General features: G+C 57.9%; 18 protein-coding genes. 10 read left to right on the forward strand and 8 right to left on the reverse strand.

From position 1 onward, the window contains the following. Nucleotides 1–97 precede the first annotated feature (97 nt). The 8 genes from ACQAYK_RS08375 to ACQAYK_RS08410 form a co-directional block, all read right to left on the reverse strand. Nucleotides 98–442, reverse strand: coding sequence for a roadblock/LC7 domain-containing protein (locus tag ACQAYK_RS08375; protein WP_483167492.1), 345 nt, complete (start codon nt 440–442; stop codon nt 98–100). Further along, entirely contained in the window at nt 439–1,236 is a 798-nt protein-coding gene (locus ACQAYK_RS08380; protein WP_483167493.1) for an oxygen-binding di-iron domain-containing protein, read from the reverse strand. Before ACQAYK_RS08380 ends, ACQAYK_RS08375 begins: the two co-directional genes overlap by 4 nt. A 265-nt stretch (nt 1,237–1,501) precedes the next feature. Beyond that, nucleotides 1,502–2,083: a cytochrome b/b6 domain-containing protein gene (locus ACQAYK_RS08385; RefSeq protein WP_483167494.1), complete on the reverse strand. Its 582-nt coding sequence runs from the start codon at nt 2,081–2,083 to the stop codon at nt 1,502–1,504. Continuing rightward, complete coding sequence (locus tag ACQAYK_RS08390) at nt 2,053–5,145, reverse strand: efflux RND transporter permease subunit (RefSeq protein WP_483167495.1); 3,093 nt, start codon at nt 5,143–5,145, stop codon at nt 2,053–2,055. Before ACQAYK_RS08390 ends, ACQAYK_RS08385 begins: the two co-directional genes overlap by 31 nt. Beyond that, a complete protein-coding gene (locus tag ACQAYK_RS08395; RefSeq protein ID WP_215870773.1) occupies nt 5,142–6,134 on the reverse strand; it encodes an efflux RND transporter periplasmic adaptor subunit in 993 nt (330 codons plus the stop codon). The genes ACQAYK_RS08390 and ACQAYK_RS08395 overlap by 4 nt, the downstream gene beginning before the upstream one ends. After that, complete coding sequence (locus ACQAYK_RS08400) at nt 6,131–7,396, reverse strand: TolC family protein (protein ID WP_215870774.1); 1,266 nt, start codon at nt 7,394–7,396, stop codon at nt 6,131–6,133. Before ACQAYK_RS08400 ends, ACQAYK_RS08395 begins: the two co-directional genes overlap by 4 nt. Nucleotides 7,397–7,595: 199 nt before the next feature. Next, nucleotides 7,596–8,612 (reverse strand): YncE family protein, encoded by a 1,017-nt coding sequence (locus ACQAYK_RS08405; protein WP_215870775.1) that lies wholly within the window; start codon nt 8,610–8,612, stop codon nt 7,596–7,598. Nucleotides 8,613–8,758: 146 nt separating this feature from the next. Continuing rightward, the gene (locus ACQAYK_RS08410; protein WP_255789672.1) at nt 8,759–11,140 is read right to left on the reverse strand and encodes a TonB-dependent receptor; all 2,382 of its coding nucleotides are present in this window, start codon (nt 11,138–11,140) and stop codon (nt 8,759–8,761) included. 341 nt (nt 11,141–11,481) lie between these two features. Here ACQAYK_RS08410 and ACQAYK_RS08415 point away from each other — a divergent pair, with 341 nt between their 5' ends. The 10 genes from ACQAYK_RS08415 (at nt 11,482) to ACQAYK_RS08460 (ending at nt 23,810) form a co-directional block, all read left to right on the forward strand. Next, entirely contained in the window at nt 11,482–12,147 is a 666-nt protein-coding gene (locus ACQAYK_RS08415) for a response regulator (protein WP_215870776.1), read from the forward strand. Next, the gene (locus tag ACQAYK_RS08420; protein WP_215870777.1) at nt 12,144–13,508 is read left to right on the forward strand and encodes a sensor histidine kinase; all 1,365 of its coding nucleotides are present in this window, start codon (nt 12,144–12,146) and stop codon (nt 13,506–13,508) included. The genes ACQAYK_RS08415 and ACQAYK_RS08420 overlap by 4 nt, the downstream gene beginning before the upstream one ends. Then, the gene (locus ACQAYK_RS08425) at nt 13,496–14,839 is read left to right on the forward strand and encodes a TolC family protein (RefSeq protein ID WP_215870778.1); all 1,344 of its coding nucleotides are present in this window, start codon (nt 13,496–13,498) and stop codon (nt 14,837–14,839) included. Before ACQAYK_RS08420 ends, ACQAYK_RS08425 begins: the two co-directional genes overlap by 13 nt. Further along, a complete protein-coding gene (locus ACQAYK_RS08430) occupies nt 14,836–15,870 on the forward strand; it encodes an efflux RND transporter periplasmic adaptor subunit (RefSeq protein WP_215870779.1) in 1,035 nt (344 codons plus the stop codon). Before ACQAYK_RS08425 ends, ACQAYK_RS08430 begins: the two co-directional genes overlap by 4 nt. Beyond that, entirely contained in the window at nt 15,870–18,911 is a 3,042-nt protein-coding gene (locus ACQAYK_RS08435; protein WP_215870780.1) for an efflux RND transporter permease subunit, read from the forward strand. Before ACQAYK_RS08430 ends, ACQAYK_RS08435 begins: the two co-directional genes overlap by 1 nt. A gap of 10 nt (nt 18,912–18,921) precedes the next feature. After that, on the forward strand, nt 18,922–19,587 hold the full coding sequence (locus ACQAYK_RS08440; protein ID WP_215870781.1) for a Crp/Fnr family transcriptional regulator: 666 nt from the start codon (nt 18,922–18,924) through the stop codon (nt 19,585–19,587). A gap of 80 nt (nt 19,588–19,667) precedes the next feature. After that, nucleotides 19,668–19,871, forward strand: a complete 204-nt coding sequence (locus ACQAYK_RS08445) for a YgaP family membrane protein (protein ID WP_438266988.1) — start codon at nt 19,668–19,670, stop codon at nt 19,869–19,871. 203 nt (nt 19,872–20,074) lie between these two features. After that, a complete protein-coding gene (locus tag ACQAYK_RS08450) occupies nt 20,075–21,079 on the forward strand; it encodes a glycosyltransferase family 2 protein (RefSeq protein ID WP_215870782.1) in 1,005 nt (334 codons plus the stop codon). Nucleotides 21,080–21,082: 3 nt separating this feature from the next. Beyond that, a complete protein-coding gene (locus tag ACQAYK_RS08455) occupies nt 21,083–22,729 on the forward strand; it encodes an ArnT family glycosyltransferase (RefSeq protein WP_215870783.1) in 1,647 nt (548 codons plus the stop codon). A gap of 118 nt (nt 22,730–22,847) precedes the next feature. Further along, the gene (locus tag ACQAYK_RS08460) at nt 22,848–23,810 is read left to right on the forward strand and encodes a hypothetical protein (protein WP_255789673.1); all 963 of its coding nucleotides are present in this window, start codon (nt 22,848–22,850) and stop codon (nt 23,808–23,810) included. Nucleotides 23,811–23,884: the final 74 nt, after the last annotated feature.

Below are 23,884 nucleotides of genomic sequence, written 5' to 3' on the forward strand. Positions count from 1 at the left end.
TCCTGAACATGCTGGAGACATTCAGGTAGATAGGCGAGGTTTCCGGATCCTGCAGTGCGCGACGGGAAAGTAGATGCTGACTGATCACTCACCCGGTTCAGCCATCGAGAGCCGTAATCTGCTGACCCAAGCCGGGGACATCCGCATCGGCGGGCAGCACAACCATCAGCAGGGTATCAGCGCTTTGGGGGAGAAACAGGGCGACGTGCTTCTGGCAGCGGATAATGATCTCCTGGGTTGCACATTCCGCTAGACCATCTCCAACAAGTTCTGCCACGCGCATTACCGCCGCTCCGGCCACCCCCATGAGCCGCTCGTCGGCCACCTTTTCCCCTTCGTAATGCAAGATGGCTCCATCACTGGAAATCACGGCGATACCGCGAACGTTGGCGGCAGCGGCGTGGATCCGGCTCGACAACCTCTGAAATTTCTCTGGACTCATAGCGGTTCTCCGTTGGGGATAGGGAATCGGAAATCGTCTTCACGCAGCAGGTCGGGGCCACATTCCAACTCGGCAAACCAATCGAGAAAGGCCTGGACGGTCTCCTTGCCTTTGAAAGAAGCGCCATGCTGCGGCACGATCCAGTCGACTTCCATGCCGCGCAGCATCTGTGCCCAGAGTCGACAGACCTTGTTACCTCCCATGTAGCGGCGATGGAAGGCATCCATGCCCGATGCCGCACGGTGGGCATGAAAGGCATCGGCGCCTTCGATGGGATGCGTAGCCGCCTCGCCGCTAACCAGATTGGCGCCAATATCTCCGGAAAACAGGATCTTGCTGCGCGGATCATAGACCTGAAAGTTGCCTACTGCGTGCAGATAGTGGGCAGGAATGAGATGCAAGTCTTGCCCCGCGAGGGAGACCACGGCGCCTTGCGCGGGAATGCCAATGACCCGCCCGGCAGTCATCCCTTTGGAACAGAAGTGTGGCAGAAAGCGGGTCCACTCCTGGGCAATGAGAATTTTGGCATCGGTGATCAGAAGCCAGCCATTGGCCGAGGCAACGATGTCCGGGTCCTCGTGGGAGGCAAAGACGTAGTCCAGATGGGCCGGCAAAAAATAGTCGGCCATGCCAGCCAGCAGGTTTTTGTAAGTCAGATTGCCACCCGGATCGAGCAACATCCCCTCACCATGGTGGACAATCAAAAATTGGTTGGCCTGGATTCCCTCCCCTTCCACCAGATCCGTAAAGGCGACGCATTTGTGTTCTCCATCGTCATACAGCAATACGCTCATAAATATCCTTCTCACTCCAGATAATCAGACAGCAAGATATTTAGTATGATATGATGTGATTGCAAGGCAGCCCAGCAGACAAAGCGCCACGGACCGATCATCCACCTGACGCAAGCGCCCGACATCTTACTGGACGAATCCGCATCATCGGAAAGGGAAACAAGGACGGTGTGGAATACCGGGCTCCAGACCCGGCGAACCGCGATTGACCCCCGCGCGTTGCTGGATTACGTGTATCTCCCTGATTACTAACCGGGTATTGCGTCTATGCCCCCGGCACGAAAATCCGCAGGATGCGCGGGTTCTTCAGGGCGTGCAGCAAGGCCATTGCGATATGCCCGCCCCAGTAGGCCCACAAGAGATTGGCCACCAGCGAGTGAATACTCTTCGGAAAATCATAATAGGTGGCGGCAGGTTTTACCCCATGCGCGGAAAGGATCAGATAAAACATCAGGACTCCACTCAGGCCCATGGTCGTTACCACCAGAATCCCCAATCCGTGCACGAGTCCGGGTAGTCCGCCACGCATGCCCCCCTCGGGCAAGGCGCCGCGGAGGGAGTGTCGGAGATCGGCCCAGATACGGCCGCGATGGACCCCAACATAGGGAAACAGATGCAGGCGCAAGTCACGGGACAGGCAGATCTGACGCCAGAACAGCAGAATGACCACAAAGGTGGTCGTGCCGAGGAGCATATGCGCCCAGTACAGGACGTGCTGATACGGCGCCACCCCGACGTGCTTCCAGATCGCATGCATTTTCAACTGGCTGAAGAGCTGAAACGTCACCAGAACCGCTAGGGCGGTATGCAGCCATTTCAGTTGGGATGGCCAAGCGCTTTCTTCCATATCATCCTCGCAGAGACTTGTGAAAAACCGGAATACAGAACGGGCGCCAGCCACAGCGTCATCAGGGTAGCGACGAGCAATCCACCCATGACAGCGAGCGCCAAGGCTTGCAGAAGATCGGTTCCGTGCCCAATGCCCAGCGCCAGCGGCAGAAAACCGAGGACATCTGCCAGCATGGTCATGAGAATAGGGCGCTGGCGCTGGCGCGCCGCCAGTGCGACCAGGGATGGCCGTGGATGATTACCTCCCAACTGCCGAGCCCGGGCAAAGATCAGGATGACATTGTTCACCGCGATGGCGAAGACCAGGAGGATGCCCAAAAACGCGGTACTGTCCAGATCGGTACCGGCAAGCAGCAACAGGAGCAGGGCTCCGGGGGCAGACAGCGCCACCGAGACCAGGGCCACCCACGCCGCGCGCTGGCTGCCAAACTGGAATCCCAGCAGGACCAGCAGGATGAGCAAGGCAGCGCCCAGAATGATGAACATCTGCCGAAAGCTCTTCTGCTGTTCCTGATAATAGCCGACGATCTGGCTGGTCACGCCCACCGGCAGGCCCATCTGCGCAATGATGGATTGCGCGCGACCGGCAGCCGTCGACAGCCCCTCGCCGGCACGCGGCTGGAACTTGATTTCGGCATCCGGCACCAGGTTCTGATAGGTGGCGTAGGGCACCATCCCCTGCAGGTGGGTATCGGCACTGAGCGCTAGCGGCGCCAAGGTACCGTTCGGCAAGGCGAGGAGCGTGTTGCCCAGGGTTTGCGGCGTAGTATCGGGAGCTGGCGCCACGTGGATAGCGATGGGCAGGATCTGCTCTCCATGTAATAAAAAGCCCGCCGTTTCCCCCCAGAACCGCGCCTTCAGAGCACTGGCAATCGCTTGCGGGGGAAGTCCTTCCATCGCGGCGAGTGCAGTGGGTCGTATCTGGATCTCGGGTCCGGCAGATGGTGCCTTCAGAACAATCGACTGAAACGCATTGCTGGCTTCCAGTTTCTTGGTCAGGGCGGCGGCCACGGCCTGCAACTGGCGGGAGTCACTGCCAAATAGCTGGATGACCAGTGGGGCATGGGAACCCGACAGGTTTCCCAGCCGATTGATCATGATCTGCTGCGTTTCCAGCGTGGTCAGATTGGGTTCTGCGGCGCGAAACTCCCGGCGCAGGGACTGCATGACCTGCTCGGTCGTTTGCGTGCGATCATTCTTGAGCAGGATCGTCAAACCACCCTTGTTGGGCGTGGCGTAAGCATTCCCCAGGCCTCGCCCGACCACCAGCGAGACCCGCTCCACATTAGGGTTGCGCTGAGCAATCGTCATCAGCTTTCGGCCAACCTGCGTGGTCTCGCGAATACTGCTCCCGACGGGCGTCCGAAACGGAACGACGAAGATCCCCTCATCCCAATGGGGCAGGAAGGCCGTGGGGAGCTGTGTTCCCCCTACCCCGGCAAGCAGCAGAAGGGCGAGCACCAGCGGTACCGCCAGCCAGGGACGGCGCATGCCTGCAAGCAGCAGGCGCCCATAGTGGCGCCGTAACCATCGTTCGCCCCATAACCGATGCTGCCGCCACGCACGTCCAGCCACCCACAGGGCCAGAATGGGTGTCACAGTCAGCGCAATGATCTGCGAGGTAACCAGGGCAATGACAATCGCCAGCGCCATGCTGCGGAACAACAGCCCTACCGTTCCCGACAGAGAAACCAACGGCAGGAACACGACGCAGGCGGTGAGGGTGGCAAAGCTCATCAGCGGCAGGATGTCGTGAATCCTTTGCAAGGCACGCTCTCGCCGGACTTCGGCGTCTTCCTCATGGAGGCCGTGGATGCCGCGCTCGATGATGACGATGGCATGGTCGACCAGCGCGCCGATGGCCGCGGTAATCCCACCCAAGGTCATGATATCGATACCAAAGCCGAGGGCATGCAAGGTCAGCAACGTGGCTGCCAGCGCGAGTGGCACGACCGCCAGGGTCGACAAGGCCGCATCCAGACGCCCGAGAAACAGCAGCACCACCAGATAAGCGAGGGCGGTGCCCAGCGCCAGCGCAATCCAGACATCCCGCAGACTGGAATGGATCAGATGACTCAGGTCATAGACAGGAACCAGATGCATATGTGCTGGGAGATGCTGTGCGAGCTCCCGTAGTTTTGCCCGTGCTTCGGTGGCTACCTTCACCTGATCTGCGCCCTGTTGCGCGGAAACATCCAGAATCAGTGCATGCGGCCAACCCAGCACGGCCGCATCGCGCATACGTGGCGGCGGTCCAATCTGAATCTGGCCGAGGCTACCCAAGGCGAGAGGCGCGCGGATACCCTGGGCATTGGCCGGTCCAATGGGCAAAGCAAGCGCGGCCAAAGCAGCGATACTCTCCGGCCGTGGTGCCGTCGTCAGCAGAAATTGCTCGTGATAGGCGTGCAGGACGCCGGAAAAATACGGCCCCTGATAGGCCCGCAAGGCATTTACGACCGTAGTACTGCTGAGGTGGTATTGCGCCAGACGACGCGGGCTGAGGGTCACCCGAACCTCGGGCCATCCGCGCCCCGTCGCGTCGACATGATAGACACCTGGAAGGGACAGAAGGGCAGGCCGGAGGGTGAAAGCAAAGGTCGCCATCATCGCGGAGCTGTCCAGGTGACGGGAAACCAGGGCATATTCCAGTAGGGGATAGATGTTGGGTGTCATCAAGCGCACGGACAGGGTCGCCCCCGGGGGGAGCGGGATCTGGGACAGACGCGCTTGCAGAAGGAGGTAGGCTTGTTCCGGGGATGTTCCTCGGCGGAAATAGATATGCAGCTTGCTCAAGCCATTGCCGGTCTGGGCGCGTACCAGGGTAACGCCGGGCTCCCCCTTGGCCGCCTCTTCCAGAGGTCGCGTTACCTGCAGCAGCATGACCTTCACCGGCAGGTCCTGGGTATGCACCAGCACTGCCACCTTGGGGAAGGCGACGGGAGGGAAGACACTTTCGGGCATATTGAGGAAGGCGTAAGTGCCAGAGGCAAGCAAGAGCAGTACCAGAAGGAAGAGCGTACTGCGCGTTTCCCAGAGAAACTGCAAGTAGCGGCGCATCATGGTTGTACCGCTACCGCTACGCCTGGGCTGAGCCGGGTATTGCCACGGGTGACGACCGATTGACCGCTCTGCAAGGCACCTCGGATCAGTACCCTGTTTCCCGTCCGCGCGACGATCTGTACTGGTACTGCCTGCGCCCTGCCCTGATCTACGCGCCAGACATAGGCCTCAGCACCGCGCATGACGACAGCTTGTGCCGGCACTGCGAAACGCGCAGGACGGGAAACCGCAACCGGCAAATGAAGCTCCACCCATTCTCCCGGGAGCAGATGGCTCTGCCTGGGCAGATTGATGAGCACCGCTACCAAGCCCGACTGGCGCGCGCTTTGCCCCACGCTGCGCACGCTGCCGGCAAGCTTGCGGCCCGTAACCTCGATCTGCACCGTATCGCCCACGACCAGGGTCCCTGCCACCTGGGGTGGGACCAGAGCCTGTATCCAGGGCTTGCCACGTCCCTCGATGCGGGCGATGGGTGTTCCTGCCGCCAGCAGGGTACCCATCGGGACCAGATACTGCAGCAGTCCTGCAACCGGCGCCGTGATCTGTAGTTGTGCGGACTCCTGCTGCAAAGCGCTCAGGGCGTCTCCTGCCCGGCGTGCCGCCAGGCGCGCCGCATCCACTTGCTCCCGAGCGATGACCCCATCGTCAAACAGTTTTTGCGCCCGTTGCAGCGCGTTCTTGGCGTAGTCCTGCTGCTCCTGTGCCGCCGCCACCCGCGCCGTAAACCCTGCGACCTGTATCCGCCCCAACAACGCTCCCTGACGAACCGGGCCATCTGCGCGCAATGGCCCGCATAGCCGACCCGTGACCGGAGCCACCAGCGTGACAGCCGCACGGCTGCGTACCTCCCCCAACGCCGATACGTTGGCCTGCGCCGTCCCAGCCTCTACTCTGGCCACCTGTACCGTGATCTCCGCTGCCAGCACGCCGGACGACGGTATCAGCAACAGGAGGAGCAACCAGGGCCAGAGGTGGCGGTCGAAGTTCATGGCAGTTTCCCTGTATCAAGGAGCAATTGCTGACGCGCAAGACTCACACGTAATCTCGCCTGTAAGGCCGTCAGTCGTGCCTGATTCCAGGCATTCTGCGCCTGCGCAAGATTGAGGGCGTTGAGCGCACCCGCACGGAAACCCTCCTGGGTCATGCGGTAGACCGCATTCGCTTCCCTGGCAATCTTTTTGGTGTGCTGGGCATTTTCCTGGGCGGCACGATACGCGCCCCAATCCTGGTTGAGGCGCGAATGCATCTGCAACAGCAATGCCGTCCGGTCGGCGCGCAGTGCCTGCACATTGGCATTGGCGGCCGCCACTCGATCCTGACGCTGTCCAAAAGAATACAACGGCATCGTCAGACCCAGTCCAGCCTGCCACCCGAGGTCGTGACCAGAGGGAACCCCATTGGCATCAATCCCATAGGCAAGCTGAGCATTTACTACCGGCAGATACGCGGCCTTTTGCACAGCCTTCGCGGCCCGCGCCACCCCAATCTGTTTTTGGGCGAGCTGTAACAGGGGCTGACGGGCCTGCATCTGTTGCCAAAGTTGGGCGAAGGAGCCAAAAGCGCCGGCAGCGGGGATCGGCTGATTTGCAACCGTCGCGGCAGCTTCCTCGGCAGAGAGCCCCAGCTGCAGGTTGAGCTCTCGCGCTGCGGTCTGCTGCTGCACCTCGGCCTGATCCAGTTGCGCGCGCGCCTGAGTCAGCAGTAGTTGCGTCTGCACGACGTCGATGCGCGCCGCCGCGCCCGCTCGAAAGGCTTTAGCGCTGCGGGCAACGAGCGTCTGGTCATACGCTACGGTCTGCTGCCAAAAGGCGACCTGCTCCTGCGCCAAGGCAAGTTGATACCAAACATTGGTAACACTCGCTGCCGTCTGTAATTGGGTCAGCAGGACCTGATACCGAGCAGCGGTGGCACTGGCCCGTGCCGCCTTTGCCAACGCTTGCAACTGCGCATCAAACACGGGGGCGGTGATCACAAGCTGGCCAATCGCCTCCCGACGCCCATTGGCGGCAACAAAAAGTGGCCGGCCCTGACGACTTTCCGTCCAGATGCTACCCAAGCGCAGGGATAATTGCGGCAGGCGATTGGTAGCTGCCGCGTCGGCCAGATCCCGACTACCCTCTGCCCGGTCTTTGGCTGCGGCCACTTGCGCCTGCTCGGCAATCCCGCGCTGCACCGCTGCCGATAGTGTCCACGACTCCGCCGGCACCGCTGGCGCGATGCAGAACGCGGTCATGGCGAGACCGATTGGCATGGCCCAACGGCGCCAAGCAACAGAAGGGGATGTTTTGCGGATCATAGCTCAGAGTATGACAAGTAACTCTTAGTCGACAATTAGCCGCAAGCGCAGCGTAGACACCCACTGCGCCGACATTCTGGCTCGCTTTCCCGTAGTCAACATAGAGGCTGCCCAGAAGTATTGCGCCAGGCAGCAGGTGATCTAACCAGAACGACTACGGTTTATACACGAATATCGCATGGTCCATGCCAGCGTAAGCATAGACTTCATGGCTGCGAGGATTAACTGCACCCGTATGGGTACTGAGGTAACCGGTTTTAACAAATGCGATCGGTTGTAGCGTAACGGCATTATATACATCAAATCCTCGGCCTTTACTTTCGAAGGCGTAAATCAGTTGATACCCTGGATCAATAGCGACCTCATCGATTCCACTTCTCGAGGATATACGTTTGATAAGTTTCAGATCATCCCCATGAAAGACTAACATGCCACTGTTGGTCGTTCCCACCCACAGATCTCCAGTCTTTTCATCATATACCTGACCTTTGGTATGCGACGGTTTACCATCAACTGTGGGCAGATCCATATTGACTTTATTGACGATTTTATGATTCTTCAGATCAACGATTTCTTCCCAGGAATCATCGGGCACATAGAGCCGATCCTGCGCAGCAAGCAGAGTGCCGACATCGGGACCGCTGCCAGAACTTGGATACAGAATAATTTTCCCGAGATAACGAGGTTTTTCCCCAAAATGATAAATATCTATCCAGTTACTGTCATCCATAGTGATGTACAGACGCTGATTCTTCGAGTCCGCGTAGATGGCATCAGGGGTCAATCCCACAGGTCGGAATCTGTATACAATTTTCCACGTGCGCTTGGAGATAACATAGACTTGATCATGCGGATGGCCATCAACCTTACCATTTGAGGTCCAATAAATGTATTTTTTATCCCAGGCCATACCAGATGGATTCTCAATCCCTCCACGAATGATGCGATCAATGTTATTTGTTTCTGAATTAATAACAGCACCAGCACTGTACGCCATAGAAGCATAAATTTTTTGATTACCAGGATCGTAGCGAAGGAGATCACCATGACCGTCCTTCGTTGGCAAGGTGATTATTCTTACCAGATGGAAGTGAATCGGTAACGCGAACGATGTCAATGGTAGAACGGTGATGACGATCGCCATACAACAGGAAAGTAGCGAAGGTTTCATTTTATATCCTCAATAGCGAATAACGCTTTAAGTTTGACAAGAAACTCTTGGCCGGCAGTTAGGCCAACGACGTAGCACAGCCACCTCATTGCAAAAAACGAGCGTCGGCACCCACTGCGCCGACGCCCTACTATAGTTATCCGCGATCAGAAATGTGCGGAGATACTGCCGTAAACGGTAATGGGCGCACCTGGAAGCGCCAGCACCTGACCGGCCGAATCACCACCCAACAAACCACCAGAACTGATGTACTGGAACTCGTTGTAATGGTTGTTGGTGAGGTTGAGGATATTGAGACTCAAATCCACATGGCGCAGGAAGGGCACCATGCCTACCGTGGGGATTTTTTCGTCAACACCTAGATTCAGAGTGCCGTAGGCCGGCATCTTTTCTGCACTCGGGGCGCCGGTATTGTTGTTGAACATGCCCTGCGCTCCCACATATTGATACCACAGGCGCGGTTGCAATACCGTTCCGGCTAGCGGCATACGGTAGGTCACGCCAATATTGAAGGTCTTGTTCGGCACATTCGACACCGGCAAGCCATCATAAGATACGCCACTGGTCACATAATGGGCGAAGACAGCCTTCTCGAAGTTGGCATTCATGAAGAGATCGAGGTTGTACAAAATCTCGTCATCCAGGGCCAGATTCACACCCTGATAGATCGAATCGCCATTGGCGTCGCCAATATAGTTGCCATTGGAGTCATACAGAGGGATGTACTGGTTGCTGTAATGCAAATGGTAAAAGCTCGCAGTAAAGAGAAAATGATGCAAGAACGCCGCATGATCAAAATGGATTTTCACGCCAGCGTTGTAATCTGCGCTGCGCTCCAAGTTATAGATAGGCGCTTTTTTCTGATACAGCCCACCACCACCACCCACCTGCGGTTCCTTGTAGGCCTGCGCATAATTGGCAAACACCGCCAACCAGGGCATGGGACGCCAATTGAAATCGATGGACGGCTCGACCTGGGTAAAACTGGTATTCGCCGCTGGCAATACACCCTGATCATTCTTCGGATACAAAGCATAGGCCTCGGCAAAATCGGATTGGCCGGCTGGCGTATACCGGGTCTGATAATTGATGACCCGCACCCCTGGGGTGATATCGAGGGTCGCTATAGGACTGATACGATCCTGGAAAAACGCGGCCAAATCCGTTTGGTCGAAATAGTCACTCCGATAATGTGCATTCGGAACCAGACGCGAGCCAAAATATGGAGCGTTGGTATTATAGAAGGCATTTCTCGTGTTGTAGTTACTATTCAGGAAGAAGCCGCCAAAGCTGACCTTGTTGTAGGGCAATTTGGCCGTCAGAAACAGCTTGTCGCCATAGACCGAGTCATGGGGGTTGTTGTACTCGTACAGATTGCTAGGATTGGACAATCCATAATTATTGTAGTGAAAGTGCAGACGATGGCCATAGCGGTACCAGATCATATTGTGTACTGACCAGGTCTTGTCCAGATCCACATTCAGTTTGCTGTAGAGCAGCCAAGTGCTGTTGCTGTCCTGCTTGTACCAGACATCTTTGGGCAAGGACGAGTAAAAGCCACTGCTGGCCTGGCTGTAGAGCGCAGAGCCAGCGGTGCCATCCATAGTCACCCCGGCAATGGGGTTGACTGGGACAGGCACCGGACGATAGCCAGAACCTTTCGCCAGATATGCTCCCACCGAGAAATCACCATTGCTGAACGTCTTGCGCGTTTTCAAAAACCAGGCGTAACTGTAACTGGGGTTATTGAAGCCATCCGGACTTTGGCGGTAGCTATTGGAGGAACCTGCGCCGCCGGCAAGGATGGTGGACCAGCCATCAACATTACCAGTACGAATATTGAAAACCAGGTTTTTAGAATCATAGCTGCCATAGGTCAGCTTGATGTCACCACCGGGCTTTGCCGTCGGCTGCAAGGGCACAAAATTGATCTGCCCACCGATATTGTTGTACCAACGCTCCTGCGGATTTCCCGGGCCATAGGTGATGCCGATGCCCTGCAAAATGCCGGTCTGCGGCACCTGTGGCGACTCCCACAAACCGGTGGAGGGGTCGACCATGGGCACACCATCAAAGGTGACGGAAAGGCTACCATTATCGATCTGGCCACCGGAAAAACCACCCCAACCCTGCTTGACGCCATTGATGCTGATGGAGGTTTTGGTGGCACCATTGGAACCATAACCAGAAACGCCGACACCCGGCGCGTAGCTCAGCGCCTGGGCACTACCACCCATTGGGCCCGTCGCGGCCATTTGCGCCTTATCCAATACCTTGATGGACTGCCCAGAGTAGAAATTGTGCTTTTGAGTGAGACTCTTGGCCTCTTTGCTGCCGAGGTAGGTGGATGCCTCTACCGCGGCGCTGACCTCACCAATGGAAATGGCGGACTGGGTTGGGGCAGTTACCGAGTCCGTAGCGAAAGCGGCAGGGGTGCTCAAAACACCAGCGGCTAATAAGGCCACTCGCAGAATGGAAAAATGGGGATAGGCGCATTTAGAATGGCGCGATGTGTCCTTTGGTGTCACGTTGTATCTCCTGTAGCTAGTTGCGTGTTAGGAACAATCTGGTTGTTAAACAACCTAATTAGGATCGTAGCACAGGAATATTACAGCTTGATGAACTTTTTATGACACTTTTATGACAAATCCTCCAAAAACCGAGCTAAATTTCCAAAGCAAGACGATCCGCAGAATACCTCTGCTTTCTTAGGAAAGAATTAGAAGTTCTCGGGCCAAATTTGGTTTATATTTAGGAAACCGAGCCGGCGAACTCTTGCGTTGCGCAACACCATGCTCCTCATCCCAAGCTAAGAATGCTCTGCTAAGCTTCGGTCCCAGGTGCAGGAGCGAGACTCTGGGGAGGAACGATGCGTATCTTACTAGTCGAAGATGATCGGATGCTGGCCGAGGCACTCTTGCTGGCCCTGCGCGACGGCGGTCATGCGGTCGACTGGGTCAGCAGTGGACAGGCGGCCCGCAGCACTCTTCCGCACAGCGAACATGAGGTACTGCTGCTGGATCTCGGCCTTCCCGACGACGACGGCATCCAACTCCTGCACGATTTGCGGGCAGAAGGCCATACCCTGCCCATACTCATTCTCAGCGCTCGCGATGCCCTGGAGGAGCGCCTGCGCGGTCTGGATGCCGGCGCCGATGACTATCTCATCAAGCCGTTTTCGGCGCGGGAACTACTCGCCCGCTTACGGGCAGTGCAGCGCCGCCAAGGGGGACAGGCAGGGCCGCTGCTCAGTAATGGCGTACTCAGCCTCGACCCGAGCACCCGCGAAGCCTGGCGCGAGGGCGGGCCAGCACAACGCCTGTCGGCGCGGGAATTCGCCCTGTTGAGCGCCTTACTGCAACGACCTGGCCGCATTCTCAGTCGCGAAGAACTGGAAACCCGCATCTATGGCTGGGGAGAGGAAGTGGAGAGCAACAGCATCGACTTTCTCATTCACAGCGTGCGCAAGAAATTGGGTGCGGACAGCATCAAAAACCTGCGCGGGGCGGGTTGGCTGGTAGAGAAGGACGGATGAAAAAGCGCATTCCATCGCTGCAAAGACGCCTGTTCTGGACCCTCAGCTTCTGGTTGCTCCTTGGTGGCTTTATCGCCGCTTGCGTCGATTATGGCCTGGCCTACGAAGATGCCAAACAGTTGCAGGACGCTACCTTGGCGGAAATGGCCAACTGGGTGGATCCCAGCCACCTGCCCGACCATCCGCTGGAGGTGCCCTGGTTTCATGGCAAAGGGAAGCATATCCGGCACGATGAAGAATTCGGGACGATCATCGTCGAGCGCATCGGCCCTGGCCAAACAGAAAATCCCTTGCCGATTTCCGGAGACTGGCGGCCCGGCTTTCATCATCTTGAGAAGAACGGCAAGCAGTGGCGGGTATTTCTCGCCGCCCTGCCGGATGGTGACCAACTTGTCGTTGCCCAGCCCACCTCCGTTCTGCAGGAAGCCGCCTGGGATGCTGCCCAGCGCAGTATCTGGCCCATCCTTATCTTGCTGCCCATACTCCTGCTTGCCCTGCGCTGGCAGGTCTACGCGGTCTTTCGCCCCCTCCGCCGCCTAGCCCGGGAGCTTGCAATTTTGCGGCCCGAGAGTAGCCGGATTCACCTGCCCGAAACCCATGTACCGCAGGAGCTCCTGCCCTTCTGGTTGGCCATCCAGCAATTGCTGCAGCGCGTCGCCGACTTACTGCAGCGCGAGCGTCGCTTCATTGCCGATGCCGCCCATGAGTTACGAACACCCCTGGCGGCCCTCTCCCTGCAAGTGGAAAACGCCCAACATGCAGAAAGCTGGTACGCTTGTCGCGAGCGCCTACTCGCCGTCGATACGGGCTTGGCGCGCAGTCGCCATTTGCTCGATCAACTACTCACCCTCGAACGTCAGCTTGCCGGGCCAGCAAAAAAGGAAAGCATCAATCTGGGCGATCTGCTGCGGGAGCTCCTGAGTGAGCGCCTCCCTCTGGCCGAAAGCAAGGATATCGAACTGGAATTGCAGCTCAGCCCTACCCGTCTGCCGTTGGCCGCCGATCCCTTGGCCCTGCGCGTGCTCATCAGCAATGCCCTCGATAACGCCCTGCGCTATACGCCAGCGAAGGGCTCGGTCGTGCTGCGTGCCATTGCCGATGGCGAAAAGCTGACGCTGGAAGTGGAAGACGACGGACCGGGGATTCCTCCGGCCCAACGCGAGCTGGCGTTTTCCGCCTTCCATCGTGCCGCTGATGCCCAGGGCGAAGGTACTGGTCTAGGTCTGACCATCGTTGCCGCGGCGGCAAAACGCTTGGGAGGGCGGGTGCAACTGCTGGATGGCAGCGCCGGCAGAGGCCTGTTATTCCATTATGAGCAGCCTCTGGAATCTACCCAGGAGGACGGCACATGCACTGGCTGACGCAAAGATTTTGTGGCGGGATTCTGTTGACTCTGCTCGCCGGTTGCGCGAGTTACCGGCCCCTGCCCCTCGACCAGCAGCTGTCACAGCCAAAAACTCTGCAGACAGCCCTGGCCCAGGCCGATGCCGGCGCGCCGATACGCAGCGACAAGATTGATCTGCAGGCCCCCCTTTCGGGTACCGCCCTCGCCCAAATCGCGGTCTTGCTCAATCCAGATCTGCGTGCCACCCGCGCCAAGCTCGGAGTAGCCAACGCCCAGGTCTTTGCCGCGGGATTGTTGCCCGATCCGCAGCTTTCCCTCAGTGCCGACCTGCCCACGACCCCCGGCTACTATTCCGCCTATAGTATGGGCCTACAATGGAGTCTGGCGAGCCTCTTCACCCGCTCTGCCAATCTTGCCATTGCCCGCGCCCAGGCGACCTCTGTCCGCTATGACGTGGCCTGGCAGGAATGGCTGCTGGCCAATCAGGTCCGTATTCTGGCGCGCAAACTCTATTTTCTGCAGCAGCAGGAAGGCATTGCCGCTGCCGCTACCCAAGTGAGTCTGGAGCTTTATCAAAAATCATCGGACAACCTGCGCGCCGGGGATACGACCCTGCCCAACCATGCCTTACGCCAGATCGCTTATGTGGACAGCCGGGATCGGGAACTGGCACTGCGCCGCCAGGTGGCCAAGACCCGACAAGAACTCAATGCACAGTTGGGCCTGCCCCCCGATTTTCACCTCGAACTGGCCGCACCGCGGACCCTGACAAAATTGCCCCCAGTGGCGGAACTCGTGCACGAGGCACTGAAGCATCGTCTCGATCTCGCGGCGCTGCGCGCCGGATACGACGCCCAGGAGGCGCAGGTGCGGCGCGCCATCCTCGGTCAATACCCGGGCTTCAGTATCGGCGTCAGTCACGCCGCCGACACCTCCAACATCCACACCTGGGGACCGAGCATTAGCTTCGACCTGCCGCTGTGGAACCGCAATCGTGCGGCCATCCGGCAAAGCGAGGCGACCCGCGCCGAACTGCACGCCGCCTATAGCGCCCGGCTCTTCCAAACGCGGGCGGAGATTGCCAGCCTGGTGCAGGACCTGCAGCGCTTGCATCCGGAAATCGCCCTTTTGCGCACCCAGTTGCCCGGGCTCGCGCAGGCGGAGAAGGTGCTGCGCCAAGCGGTAGCGGATCACAATGCCACCCTCGTCGAATACGAAAGCGTACGCAGTCAGTTGCTCGACAAAAAATTGCAGCTTCTGACCCTGGAAGGGGCAGCGGCAGAAGATCAGGCAGCCTTGGAGCTGGCTGTAGGAATTCCCTGGGAACGATGGAGAAAAAACCCATGAACTGGCAGCGCGCGCTGCAACGCAGCGCCCTCACCGCCGTGCTTGGTCTTGCTTCTCTGATCTGCGCCGCTGCGCCCTCGGCCCTGGTGCAGGTCAGTCCGGTGCAGAGCAGGCTATTCACCCACACCCTGCGCGCCTACGGTACGGTAGCCTTTGCCAGCCAGGCGGCAGACCTGCTTAGTGCACGCTGTGAGAGTGTCGTGCAACAGGTCCTGGTGGTCCCAGGGGAAAAGGTACAAAAAGGACAGGTGCTGCTGCGCGTCAGCGCCTCGCCTGCCGAGCAACTGCAGATCGAGCAGGCCAAAATCGACCTGCGTTTTGCGCAGAACGAATGGCAGCGTCAGGAGGATCTGCTGCAACGACAACTGGCCACCAACGCCCAGGTACAGAGCGCGGCCCAGAACCTCGCCAAGGCCAGGGCGCTACTGCAGAGCCTGCAGCAACGCCAGCAGTCCTTGCAGGGAGGGGCTATCCGCGCCCCGATCTCCGGGGTCATCACCGCCGTACCGGTACAGGCGGGCAACACCGTCGCGGCTGGGCAGTCCTTTCTCACCATCAATCCAGCGGAGGCACGCGTTGTCGCCCTCGGCGTGGAGCCGCAGGATCTCGCCCAGGTACATCCGGGAGCTGAGGTCGTCTTGCGTAGCCTGGAAGATCGCAGGCAACCCTGGTCCGCCAAGGTGCAACAGGTCTTGGCGCAGGTCGATACCAGCACCCGTCTGGCGGGGGTGATCGTGCCCCTGCCGGCGAACGCCCAGGCCCTCCCCGGTACCCTGCTCAGTGGCGAGATCACCCTTGCCCAACAGCAGTCCCTGGCCATTCCTGATTCCGCCGTCCTCAGCGAGCATGGACGGTCCTACTGCTTTGTCGATCAGCACGGAATTGCGCAAAAACGCTGGATCGAAACCGGTTGGCAGGACGGAAAATGGATCGAGGTGCGGCAGGGTCTGCAGGCAGGAGAGTCAGTCGTGAGCTTGGGCAATTACGAATTGCAGGAGGGTATGCCCCTGCGTCTGGAGGGGAATGCCTGATGGGTGACTGGCTGCTTCGACACCGCCGTTTTCTGCTTTTTCTGCTCCTGCTCCTCACCCTCGGTGGTCTGCTGGCGGCGCAGAAACTACCGGTGGCACTGTTTCCGCAAGTCTCTTTTCCGCGCATCGAGGTCTCGGTGGATGCCGGCAACATGCCCATCAGTCAGACCCAGATCGCCCTGACCCTACCCTTGGAGCAGGCCCTGCGTGCGGTTCCCGGGGTCCGCAAGATCCGTTCGACCACGGCGCGGGGCGCCGCCGATATCTCGGTGCAATTCGCCTGGGGTAGCGACATGCAACGCGCGCTCTTGCAGGTCGAGGCCGCCATCAACCAGGAGCTGCCCAAACTCCCCGCCGATACCCAATTCCGCGCTCGTCGCATGGACCCGACCGTCGATCCGATTCTGGGCCTCGCCCTGACCTCGTCTCAACTGGACCCCGTGGCCTTGCGGCGGGTTGCCTACTATCAACTGCGTCCACGCCTGCTGAGCATTCCTGGGGTAGCGCAAGTGACGGTACAGGGTGGCGCCCAAGAAGAATTCCAGGTGGTGGTCGATCCCTGGCTTCTGCAACACTACGGCCTCTCCTATGCCGATGTCGAAAAGGCCCTGGCCGGTTCCAACACCATCGAGGCGGTGGGGCGCAGTCAGCGTCATTATCGCCTGTATCAGATCCTCAGCACGAGCCATCTGGTCAATGGCGAGGAAATCGGCAAGACCATCCTCAAAAGCGGTCCCGAAGGCATTGTCGATCTGGCCGATGTGGCCAAGATCACGCAGGGCACACGTCCCGCCTGGACCACCGTCACCGCCAACGGCAAAAACGCCGTACTCCTCAACATCCTGCAGCAACCCGGCGGCAACACCGTTGCCATCGACCGGGCCCTGCGCAAACTCTTGCAAAGTAGCGTGGCATCGCTGCCCGCGGGAGTGCAGATCAGCACCTGGTACGACCAGAGCCAACTCATCACCGCCGCCGCGGGCAGTGTACGCGATGCGATCATCATCGGTGCCATCCTCGCCGCCCTGGTGCTCTTCGCCTTTCTCCGCAATCTCCGTCTTACCCTGATCGTCGCCATCACCTTGCCCAGTGTCTTGATCGCCAGCGCACTGGTCCTCTATGTGCTGCACCAGAGTTTCAACATCATGACCCTGGGCGGTATGGCTGCAGCGGTCGGGCTGGTGGTGGATGACGTGGTCGTCATGCTCGAGCATCTGATGCGCCGGATCAGTGAAGAGCGCGAAAACTGGTCCATCCTGCATCTGGCCCAGGAGCTCAGCACCCCCTTGGCCGGCTCCTCGGCGGCGACGCTGATCATTTTCCTTCCCCTGGCCTTTCTGTCCGGGGTCACCGGCGCGTTTTTTCAGGCCTTGGCCATTGCCATTGCCGCTGCTCTCCTCATTTCCTTTCTCGTTACCTTCCTGGCGGTCCCGGTATTGGCGCAATTGCTGCTGCGGCAGAAAGACGCCGACAAGGCCGAGCATCAAGGATCGCTGCAGCGCTGGACCACCGAACACTATCGACGGTTTCTTGCCCGTTTCCTGCAAAGACCTGTGTGGCTCCTGCTGTCCGTGGGCCTGTTGATCGCCCTGTCCGGTTGGTCCTATACCCAGGTCGGTAGCGGCTTTCTGCCCCCCATGGACGAGGGCGGCTTTGTACTGGACTATCGCGCACCTCCGGGCACCTCCCTGGCCGAGACCGATCGCCTATTAGCGCAGGTGCAGCAGATTCTGGCACAGACCCCGGAGGTCGCCGCCTACTCGCGACGCACCGGACTGCAGTTGGGTGGCGGGATTACCGAGGCCAACGCCGGCGACTTTTTCATCCGCCTGAAGAGCCAGCGCAAACGCGACATCTGGCAGGTCATGGACAGCGTGCGGCAGCAGATCAAGGACCAAGTGCCGGGCTTGCGCGTGGAAACGGGGCAGCTCATGGAAGATCTGATCGGCGACCTCACCGCCGTGCCGCAACCCATCGAAATCAAGATCTTTGGCAATCATCCCCAGGAATTGGAACCCATTGCGCGGCAGATCACCCGGTCGATCGAGGGCGTCCCCGGAGTTACCGAGGCCTTTGACGGCATCACCATTGCCGGGGATGCCATCGACATCCACGTCGATCCCCTGCGCGCAAAGGCCATTGCCGGCATGACTCCCGCCGAGGTCACCCAACAACTGCGCACCCTGCTGCAGGGGCAGGTGGTCACCAAAATCCCACACGGCGAGGAAATGATCGGCGTACGTCTGCGTGCCCCGCGAGACCTCGCACAACGGATCGAGCAGTTGCGCCACCTGCCGCTGATTGCAGCGAACGGGCAGACCTTTTTTCTCAATCAGGTAGCGGCGATCTCCATCCAGCCCGGCCAGGCGGAGCTGGATGCAGAAAACCTGCAGCCCATGGTTGCCGTCACCGCACGTATCGAAAACGGCCATGCAATGGGTACGGTCCTCGCGCAAATCCGGCAGCGTCTCGCCAAGCTCCAACTGCCGTCCGGAGTGTATCTGGAATACGGCGGCCTCTATCAGGAGCAGCAAAAGGCCATGCACGACCTGGCCCTGGTCCTGCTGGCGGCAATTCTTCTGGTTGCGGCGCTACTCCTCTTCCTTTATGAAAACTTTGCCGTCGTGTTCAGCATCCTGATCACCGCGCTACTGGCATTGGGGGCGGTATTCATAGGCTTGTGGCTCACCGGCACCGAGCGCAATCTCACTGCCATGATCGGTATGACCATGATTGTCGGTATCGTCACCGAAACGGCGATTTTTTACTTCGCAGAGCTGCGTAACCATAATTTGGAAGAGCTCGTGCGCGCCGGCGCCGCGCGCCTACGCCCAGTACTCATGACCGCCATTATCGCCATTCTCGCCCTGCTACCTCTGGCCCTGGGCATTGGCGCCGGTGCCGAAATGCAGGCACCGCTGGCGGTTGCCATCATTTCCGGTCTGCTGGCCGAGATTCCCCTGGTGCTGTTGGTGATGCCAGGAATCTATGTCACCCTGCAGAAGATTCTCCCGCTGCGCAAATCCAGGGGTCATGAATGACGATCGATAGATGAACACCGATTGGCTGGAGCAGTTTCCAGACCTTCGTGCTTTGCAGCAGACGAAAAGTGGTGCGGTGCTGTTGGCTGCAGCCAGACAGCTGCGATTTACCGCCGGTAGCCTTATCTTTCAGAACGGGAGTCTTTGCGAGCAATATCTTCTGGTGCAGGAGGGTCAGATTCGTGTGCAGCAGGTCTCTGTCAGTGGCCGGGAGATCGTGCTGTATCGAATTGGGCCAGGGGAGTCCTGCATACTGACTACCGCCTGCCTGTTCAATGGGCACGCCTATCCCGCAACCGGGATCAGCGAGCGCGCGGGCCGCGCCGTGGCGTTTTCACGCCAACACTTCCAGGCCGCAATCGCAGACAACCCGGATTTTCGTAGTTTCGTGTTTCGCGCCTACGGCGACCGCCTGACACAACTATTTGCCCTGGTCGAAGAAGTGCTTTTTACCCGCCTGGATATCCGTCTGGCCCGCCTGCTACTGCATCAGGGCGCAGAGGGGGATACGCTATCCATTACGCACCAGGCCATTGCCGCCGAGCTGGGTTCTGCCCGTGAGGTAATCAGCCGCAGCTTGCGGGATTTCGAGGCCCGCGGCTGGATTCTTCGGCAACATCGAGAAATTCATTTACTGAACCGTGAGGCACTGAAAGAGCTGGCAAACGGCTCCTAATTCTGTGATATTGTCACCGACGCATTGCTCCCTGGCCTGCCATCATGGAACTCCTTTCCAAGGACAATGAGGGTAAGGTCATGAACATGCAAACATTGCTCAATGAGGGCGGAGTGGATCGCGGCATGCGCATCATTATCGGGGCGGTAGTCATCAGCCTCGTATTTTGGGGGCCGCAAAGTCCCTGGGGTTGGTTGGGAGTGATCCCATTGGTCACCGGGCTGATTGGCTGGTGCCCAGCCTATTCCCTGTTTGGAATCAAGACTTGTAAGTTGCATCGCTGAAGCCAAAAAGGTGCGCCACCCTCGGCAAGTCGAGGGGGCGCCTAGCCAGGTCAAACGGACCGTTTTTCGACACTTCTCCCACCACGATCGGAGACTCCCTAATTTTCGCCTAAGCTTGCCGCGTTATTCTTTCAAGTGGTCGAACAGGCTCTGCTGCCGCTCTTCTACTGATCAGTAAGCGTTGGCGTCTTCCGCTGGCCCACATGGAATCAGAGAACATCCCATTGAAAAATGAAAAAAAGCAAGAGAATGAGCTTTATAGAATATCGGTGGTGATTCCCTGCTACAACGAATCCGCCAATATCAGTTCCCTCTTTGACCGTACCCAGGCGGTGCTGCAAAAATTAGCGCAAAGGTGGGAGATCGTCTTCGTCAACGACGGCAGTAGCGACGACACCCTATTGCAATTGCTCGCGCTCCGAGATCGGGATGATCGGGTAACGATCATCAATCTCTCCCGCAATTTTGGTAAAGAAGCGGCATTGTCCGCAGGACTGGACCATGCTACCGGCGATGTAGCCATTCCTCTGGACGCCGATCTACAGGACCCCCCCGAGTTGATCCAACCCCTCTTTGCAAAATTCTTGGAGGGCTACGACGTGGTAAATGCGGTGCGCCAGCGACGCTTGGGAGAATCCTATGCAAAACGAATGAGTTCTTTCCTGTTCTATCGTGTTCTGAACCGGATGAGTACCATTGAGATTCCCCATGACGCTGGGGACTGCCGTTTGCTGTCGCGGAAGGTGCTGGAGGCCCTGAAATGCCTACCCGAACGCCGCCGTTACATGAAGGGTCTGTTTGCGTGGACTGGCTTTAAGACAACATCAATATATTATCAAAGAGACGCACGTCAAAATGGGCGAAGCAGCTGGAATTATTGGCGATTATGGCAGCTGGCGCTGGAGGGGATCACATCGTTCAGCCATGTACCGCTGCAACTCGCTTCCTACATGGGCATAATGATTGCATTTACATCTTTTCTGTATGCCATCTACCTGATTATCGAAACCATATGTTGTGGAAACTCGGTAAAGGGATACCCCTCACTCATGGTGACCATATTGTTCTTGGGTGGGGTTCAGCTCATCGCACTGGGGATGCTTGGCGAGTACATTTCCAGAATCTACGAAGAAAGCAAGCAGCGACCACTATATTTGATTCAGGATTCCTGGATCAATGACACAGATAACGAAAGAAAGAATCAATAGCGCATGCAAAAAACAAAGACAAGTTATAAATATCTAGTGCAGTCTCTGCTTATTTTTGCGGCTTCTACACTGTATTTCTCTTGGGGAATAGGAAACACCAGCCTATGGAATATCGATGAGCCTATCTACGCGCAATCCTTGAAGGAAATGATGGCAAATCACAATCTGATTCTGCCTACCTTCAACGGCCAGATTCTTCCTGACAAGCCGATTCTGAATTACTGGATGATGTGGGTAGGGGTAAGGCTGTTCGGCCTCGATTCTTTTGGCCTACGCATCGGATCGGCGATCGTGGGAGCGCTGCTAGTATTGCTGATCGTCAGCGTCGTTCGCCGAATGTACAGCGAGAAAATCGCCTTTCTGTCTGCTCTGATAATCGCTACCATCCTCCATAGTACCGTGATTTTTCGGAGCGCTACGCCCGATCCTCTGCTGATCCTTGCCACAACTGCTGCGCTGCTATCTTTCTTGCTGGCCTATCTGGATCCCCAGGTCAGGCGCAACGCTTTATTCTTATGCTATATAGCGCTTGCTTTGGGAACGCTGGATAAAGGTCCAATCGCGTTCTTGTTACCAGGGCTGATCATCGTTATTTTTCTCATCGTACAGAAAAATCTCCACTTTCTATGGCAGCAGGGAAGGCTCGAACTGGGGCTACCGCTATTCCTGATATTGGTCATGCCTTGGTACGTCGCGGTCGGCCTGGAAACGCACTGGGGGTGGGACAAGCTCTTTCTATTGCAGCAGAATATTGGCCGCTTTGATGCAAGCATGCAAGGCCATCGGGGCCCGTGGTTTTATTATTTGCTTAGCGTCTTCCTCGGTATGTTACCCTGGTCGGTGTTCCTACCACAGGCGCTGCTTTGGTTAAAAAGGACAAGGGCACTGACTCCGGACAAGCAACAGGTCAAAAACCAGTTTATGCTGCTCTGGGCGGTAATCTGGATCGTCTTCTTCAGCCTCTCCGCGACCAAACTGCCGAGCTATGTCTGGGAGTCTTATCCACCACTGGCGATTCTCTTGGCCACGTATCTCGACTCGCGACTGCAAGCTACGCAGAAGAGCCTTACCAAGTCCGACGTTCTGTCACTGGGCGTTCTGTTTGCCATCGGTGTCATCTTGACGACGTTTGGTGGCTGGATCGTACCCATGCGGCAGCCGGAAATTCCACGCATGCTATGGCTTGGTACGCCCTACATCGTCGCCGCACTCGTAGCCGGGGTCTGGATCTGGCGACAGCGTGTCCTCTGGGCCCTGCTGAGTTTGGCTGGTGGCGCGGTGGCACTCAGCATACTTTTGGTGTTTCTATATACGCCGGAGTTCAACCGGCTGAAACCCTCTCGGGAGATGGCGGAACAAATTGTCCATATTCAGGCGGGAGCACCTTATCGCCTGGCGTCATGGCAGTGGTTTCAGCCCGACTTTCTGTTTTATGCGGCGCGTGGCGCCATGACTATCCACCATCTACAAGATACAGCAAATATCAGGAACTACATGGGAAATAGGCCGCTCTATGTCGTCTGTCCGGCAACTGACCTAAGTAAACTTATTTCTCAGGTAGAATCTCCCTACCAGGCAAAGGTGATACTGATACGCTATGAAATTTATAATCGGGAAAAAATCGCACTACTCCGAGTCGCTAAACCATGATCAAAAGAAGATTCTGTAATAACTGGTTTTCCCGAATGAAAGAGGTACAATTTCACAACGTGCCACGCACCGACCTGATGATAGAGTTTTTATCTCCAGCAAAACAAGGAGTTCATGAATGACTACCGCCACTACCGCAGAACCCACGATTGCCGAGTATTCCCCACAACAACGCGCCTTTGCTGCGGTGCGCATCCTTTTTGGGTTCGCCTGGCTGATCAACACCGCTCTGCAGTTGAGTCCAGCCTACCGCGCGCATTTTCTGGGTACCTTCAGTGCGGACTGGGTCAGTGGGCAACCCGCATGGGTAATGACCTATGGACACTGGATGGCATCAGTGGTCACCGGTATTGGCCCGAACTTGGTCGCCTGGATCACCATTGTGCTGGATGTGCTTCTCGCTGTCAGCCTGATCAGCGGACTCTTTTTGCCCTTCTTTGCCTACGTCGGGGTGTTTTACAACCTTTGGCTATGGAGCACCGTTGGCGGCTTCGGCGGGCCCTACACCCAAGGCGCCACGGATCCGGGAACCGCCATCATCTACGCGCTGGTCTTTGTTTTTGTCATTTCCAGTCGCTCTTGGGACTGCTGGAGTCTGGCTGGCACGCGCCACGGGCGTCTTTCCCCTGCGGCCATGCACACCGCACGCATCCTCTTCGGCCTGCTCTGGGCCTTCGATGCCTTCTGGAAGTGGCAGCCCTTTTTCCTGCACAACGCCGTCACGTATCTGCAGCAAGCCTTGCCCGGGGAGCCGGCATGGATTGCCGCCTACATCACCTTCTTCATCACCATCATCAACGCCGTGGGACCTTTTCTCTTCGGGGTTTTCGCGGCGCTGGCAGAGAGCGTGATCGCCCTTTTTCTGCTGATCGGCGGCAAGCAGCTCCGCTGGATCATTCCCGTCGGCATCGCCTATAGCTTTGGTGTCTGGACCACCGCCGAGGGTTGGGGTGCGCCCTATCTGCCGGGCAGCACTGCCAACAAGGGCGACGTCCTCGGCACTACCAATATCTACATCTTTGCCTTCCTGTTCCTGGCGGCGTGGGTCTATTTCCGGCCACACAAGCCACAAAACGGTTGAAAGACAGCAACGACGGGGGTTGATAACGCAGGCAGAGTTGCACACCGACTGACCGGTCGGTACCATTCTCAGCA

This window comes from Acidithiobacillus sp. AC3 (assembly GCF_050261095.1).
GTDB classification, from domain to species: domain Bacteria; phylum Pseudomonadota; class Gammaproteobacteria; order Acidithiobacillales; family Acidithiobacillaceae; genus Igneacidithiobacillus; species Igneacidithiobacillus copahuensis.

Bases quoted from the DNA above. Each gene is read 5' to 3' on its own strand.
- ACQAYK_RS08375 (WP_483167492.1), bottom strand. From the start codon at position 442: ATGAGTCCAGAGAAATTTCAGAGGTTGTCGAGCCGGATCCACGCCGCT.
- ACQAYK_RS08380 (WP_483167493.1), bottom strand. From the start codon at position 1,236: ATGAGCGTATTGCTGTATGACGATGGAGAACACAAATGCGTCGCCTTT.
- ACQAYK_RS08385 (WP_483167494.1), bottom strand. From the start codon at position 2,083: ATGGAAGAAAGCGCTTGGCCATCCCAACTGAAATGGCTGCATACCGCC.
- ACQAYK_RS08390 (WP_483167495.1), bottom strand. From the start codon at position 5,145: ATGATGCGCCGCTACTTGCAGTTTCTCTGGGAAACGCGCAGTACGCTC.
- ACQAYK_RS08395 (WP_215870773.1), bottom strand. From the start codon at position 6,134: ATGAACTTCGACCGCCACCTCTGGCCCTGGTTGCTCCTCCTGTTGCTG.
- ACQAYK_RS08400 (WP_215870774.1), bottom strand. From the start codon at position 7,396: ATGCCAATCGGTCTCGCCATGACCGCGTTCTGCATCGCGCCAGCGGTG.
- ACQAYK_RS08405 (WP_215870775.1), bottom strand. From the start codon at position 8,612: ATGAAACCTTCGCTACTTTCCTGTTGTATGGCGATCGTCATCACCGTT.
- ACQAYK_RS08415 (WP_215870776.1), top strand. From the start codon at position 11,482: ATGCGTATCTTACTAGTCGAAGATGATCGGATGCTGGCCGAGGCACTC.
- ACQAYK_RS08420 (WP_215870777.1), top strand. From the start codon at position 12,144: ATGAAAAAGCGCATTCCATCGCTGCAAAGACGCCTGTTCTGGACCCTC.
- ACQAYK_RS08425 (WP_215870778.1), top strand. From the start codon at position 13,496: ATGCACTGGCTGACGCAAAGATTTTGTGGCGGGATTCTGTTGACTCTG.
- ACQAYK_RS08430 (WP_215870779.1), top strand. From the start codon at position 14,836: ATGAACTGGCAGCGCGCGCTGCAACGCAGCGCCCTCACCGCCGTGCTT.
- ACQAYK_RS08435 (WP_215870780.1), top strand. From the start codon at position 15,870: ATGGGTGACTGGCTGCTTCGACACCGCCGTTTTCTGCTTTTTCTGCTC.
- ACQAYK_RS08440 (WP_215870781.1), top strand. From the start codon at position 18,922: ATGAACACCGATTGGCTGGAGCAGTTTCCAGACCTTCGTGCTTTGCAG.
- ACQAYK_RS08445 (WP_438266988.1), top strand. From the start codon at position 19,668: ATGAACATGCAAACATTGCTCAATGAGGGCGGAGTGGATCGCGGCATG.
- ACQAYK_RS08450 (WP_215870782.1), top strand. From the start codon at position 20,075: ATGGAATCAGAGAACATCCCATTGAAAAATGAAAAAAAGCAAGAGAAT.
- ACQAYK_RS08455 (WP_215870783.1), top strand. From the start codon at position 21,083: ATGCAAAAAACAAAGACAAGTTATAAATATCTAGTGCAGTCTCTGCTT.
- ACQAYK_RS08460 (WP_255789673.1), top strand. From the start codon at position 22,848: ATGACTACCGCCACTACCGCAGAACCCACGATTGCCGAGTATTCCCCA.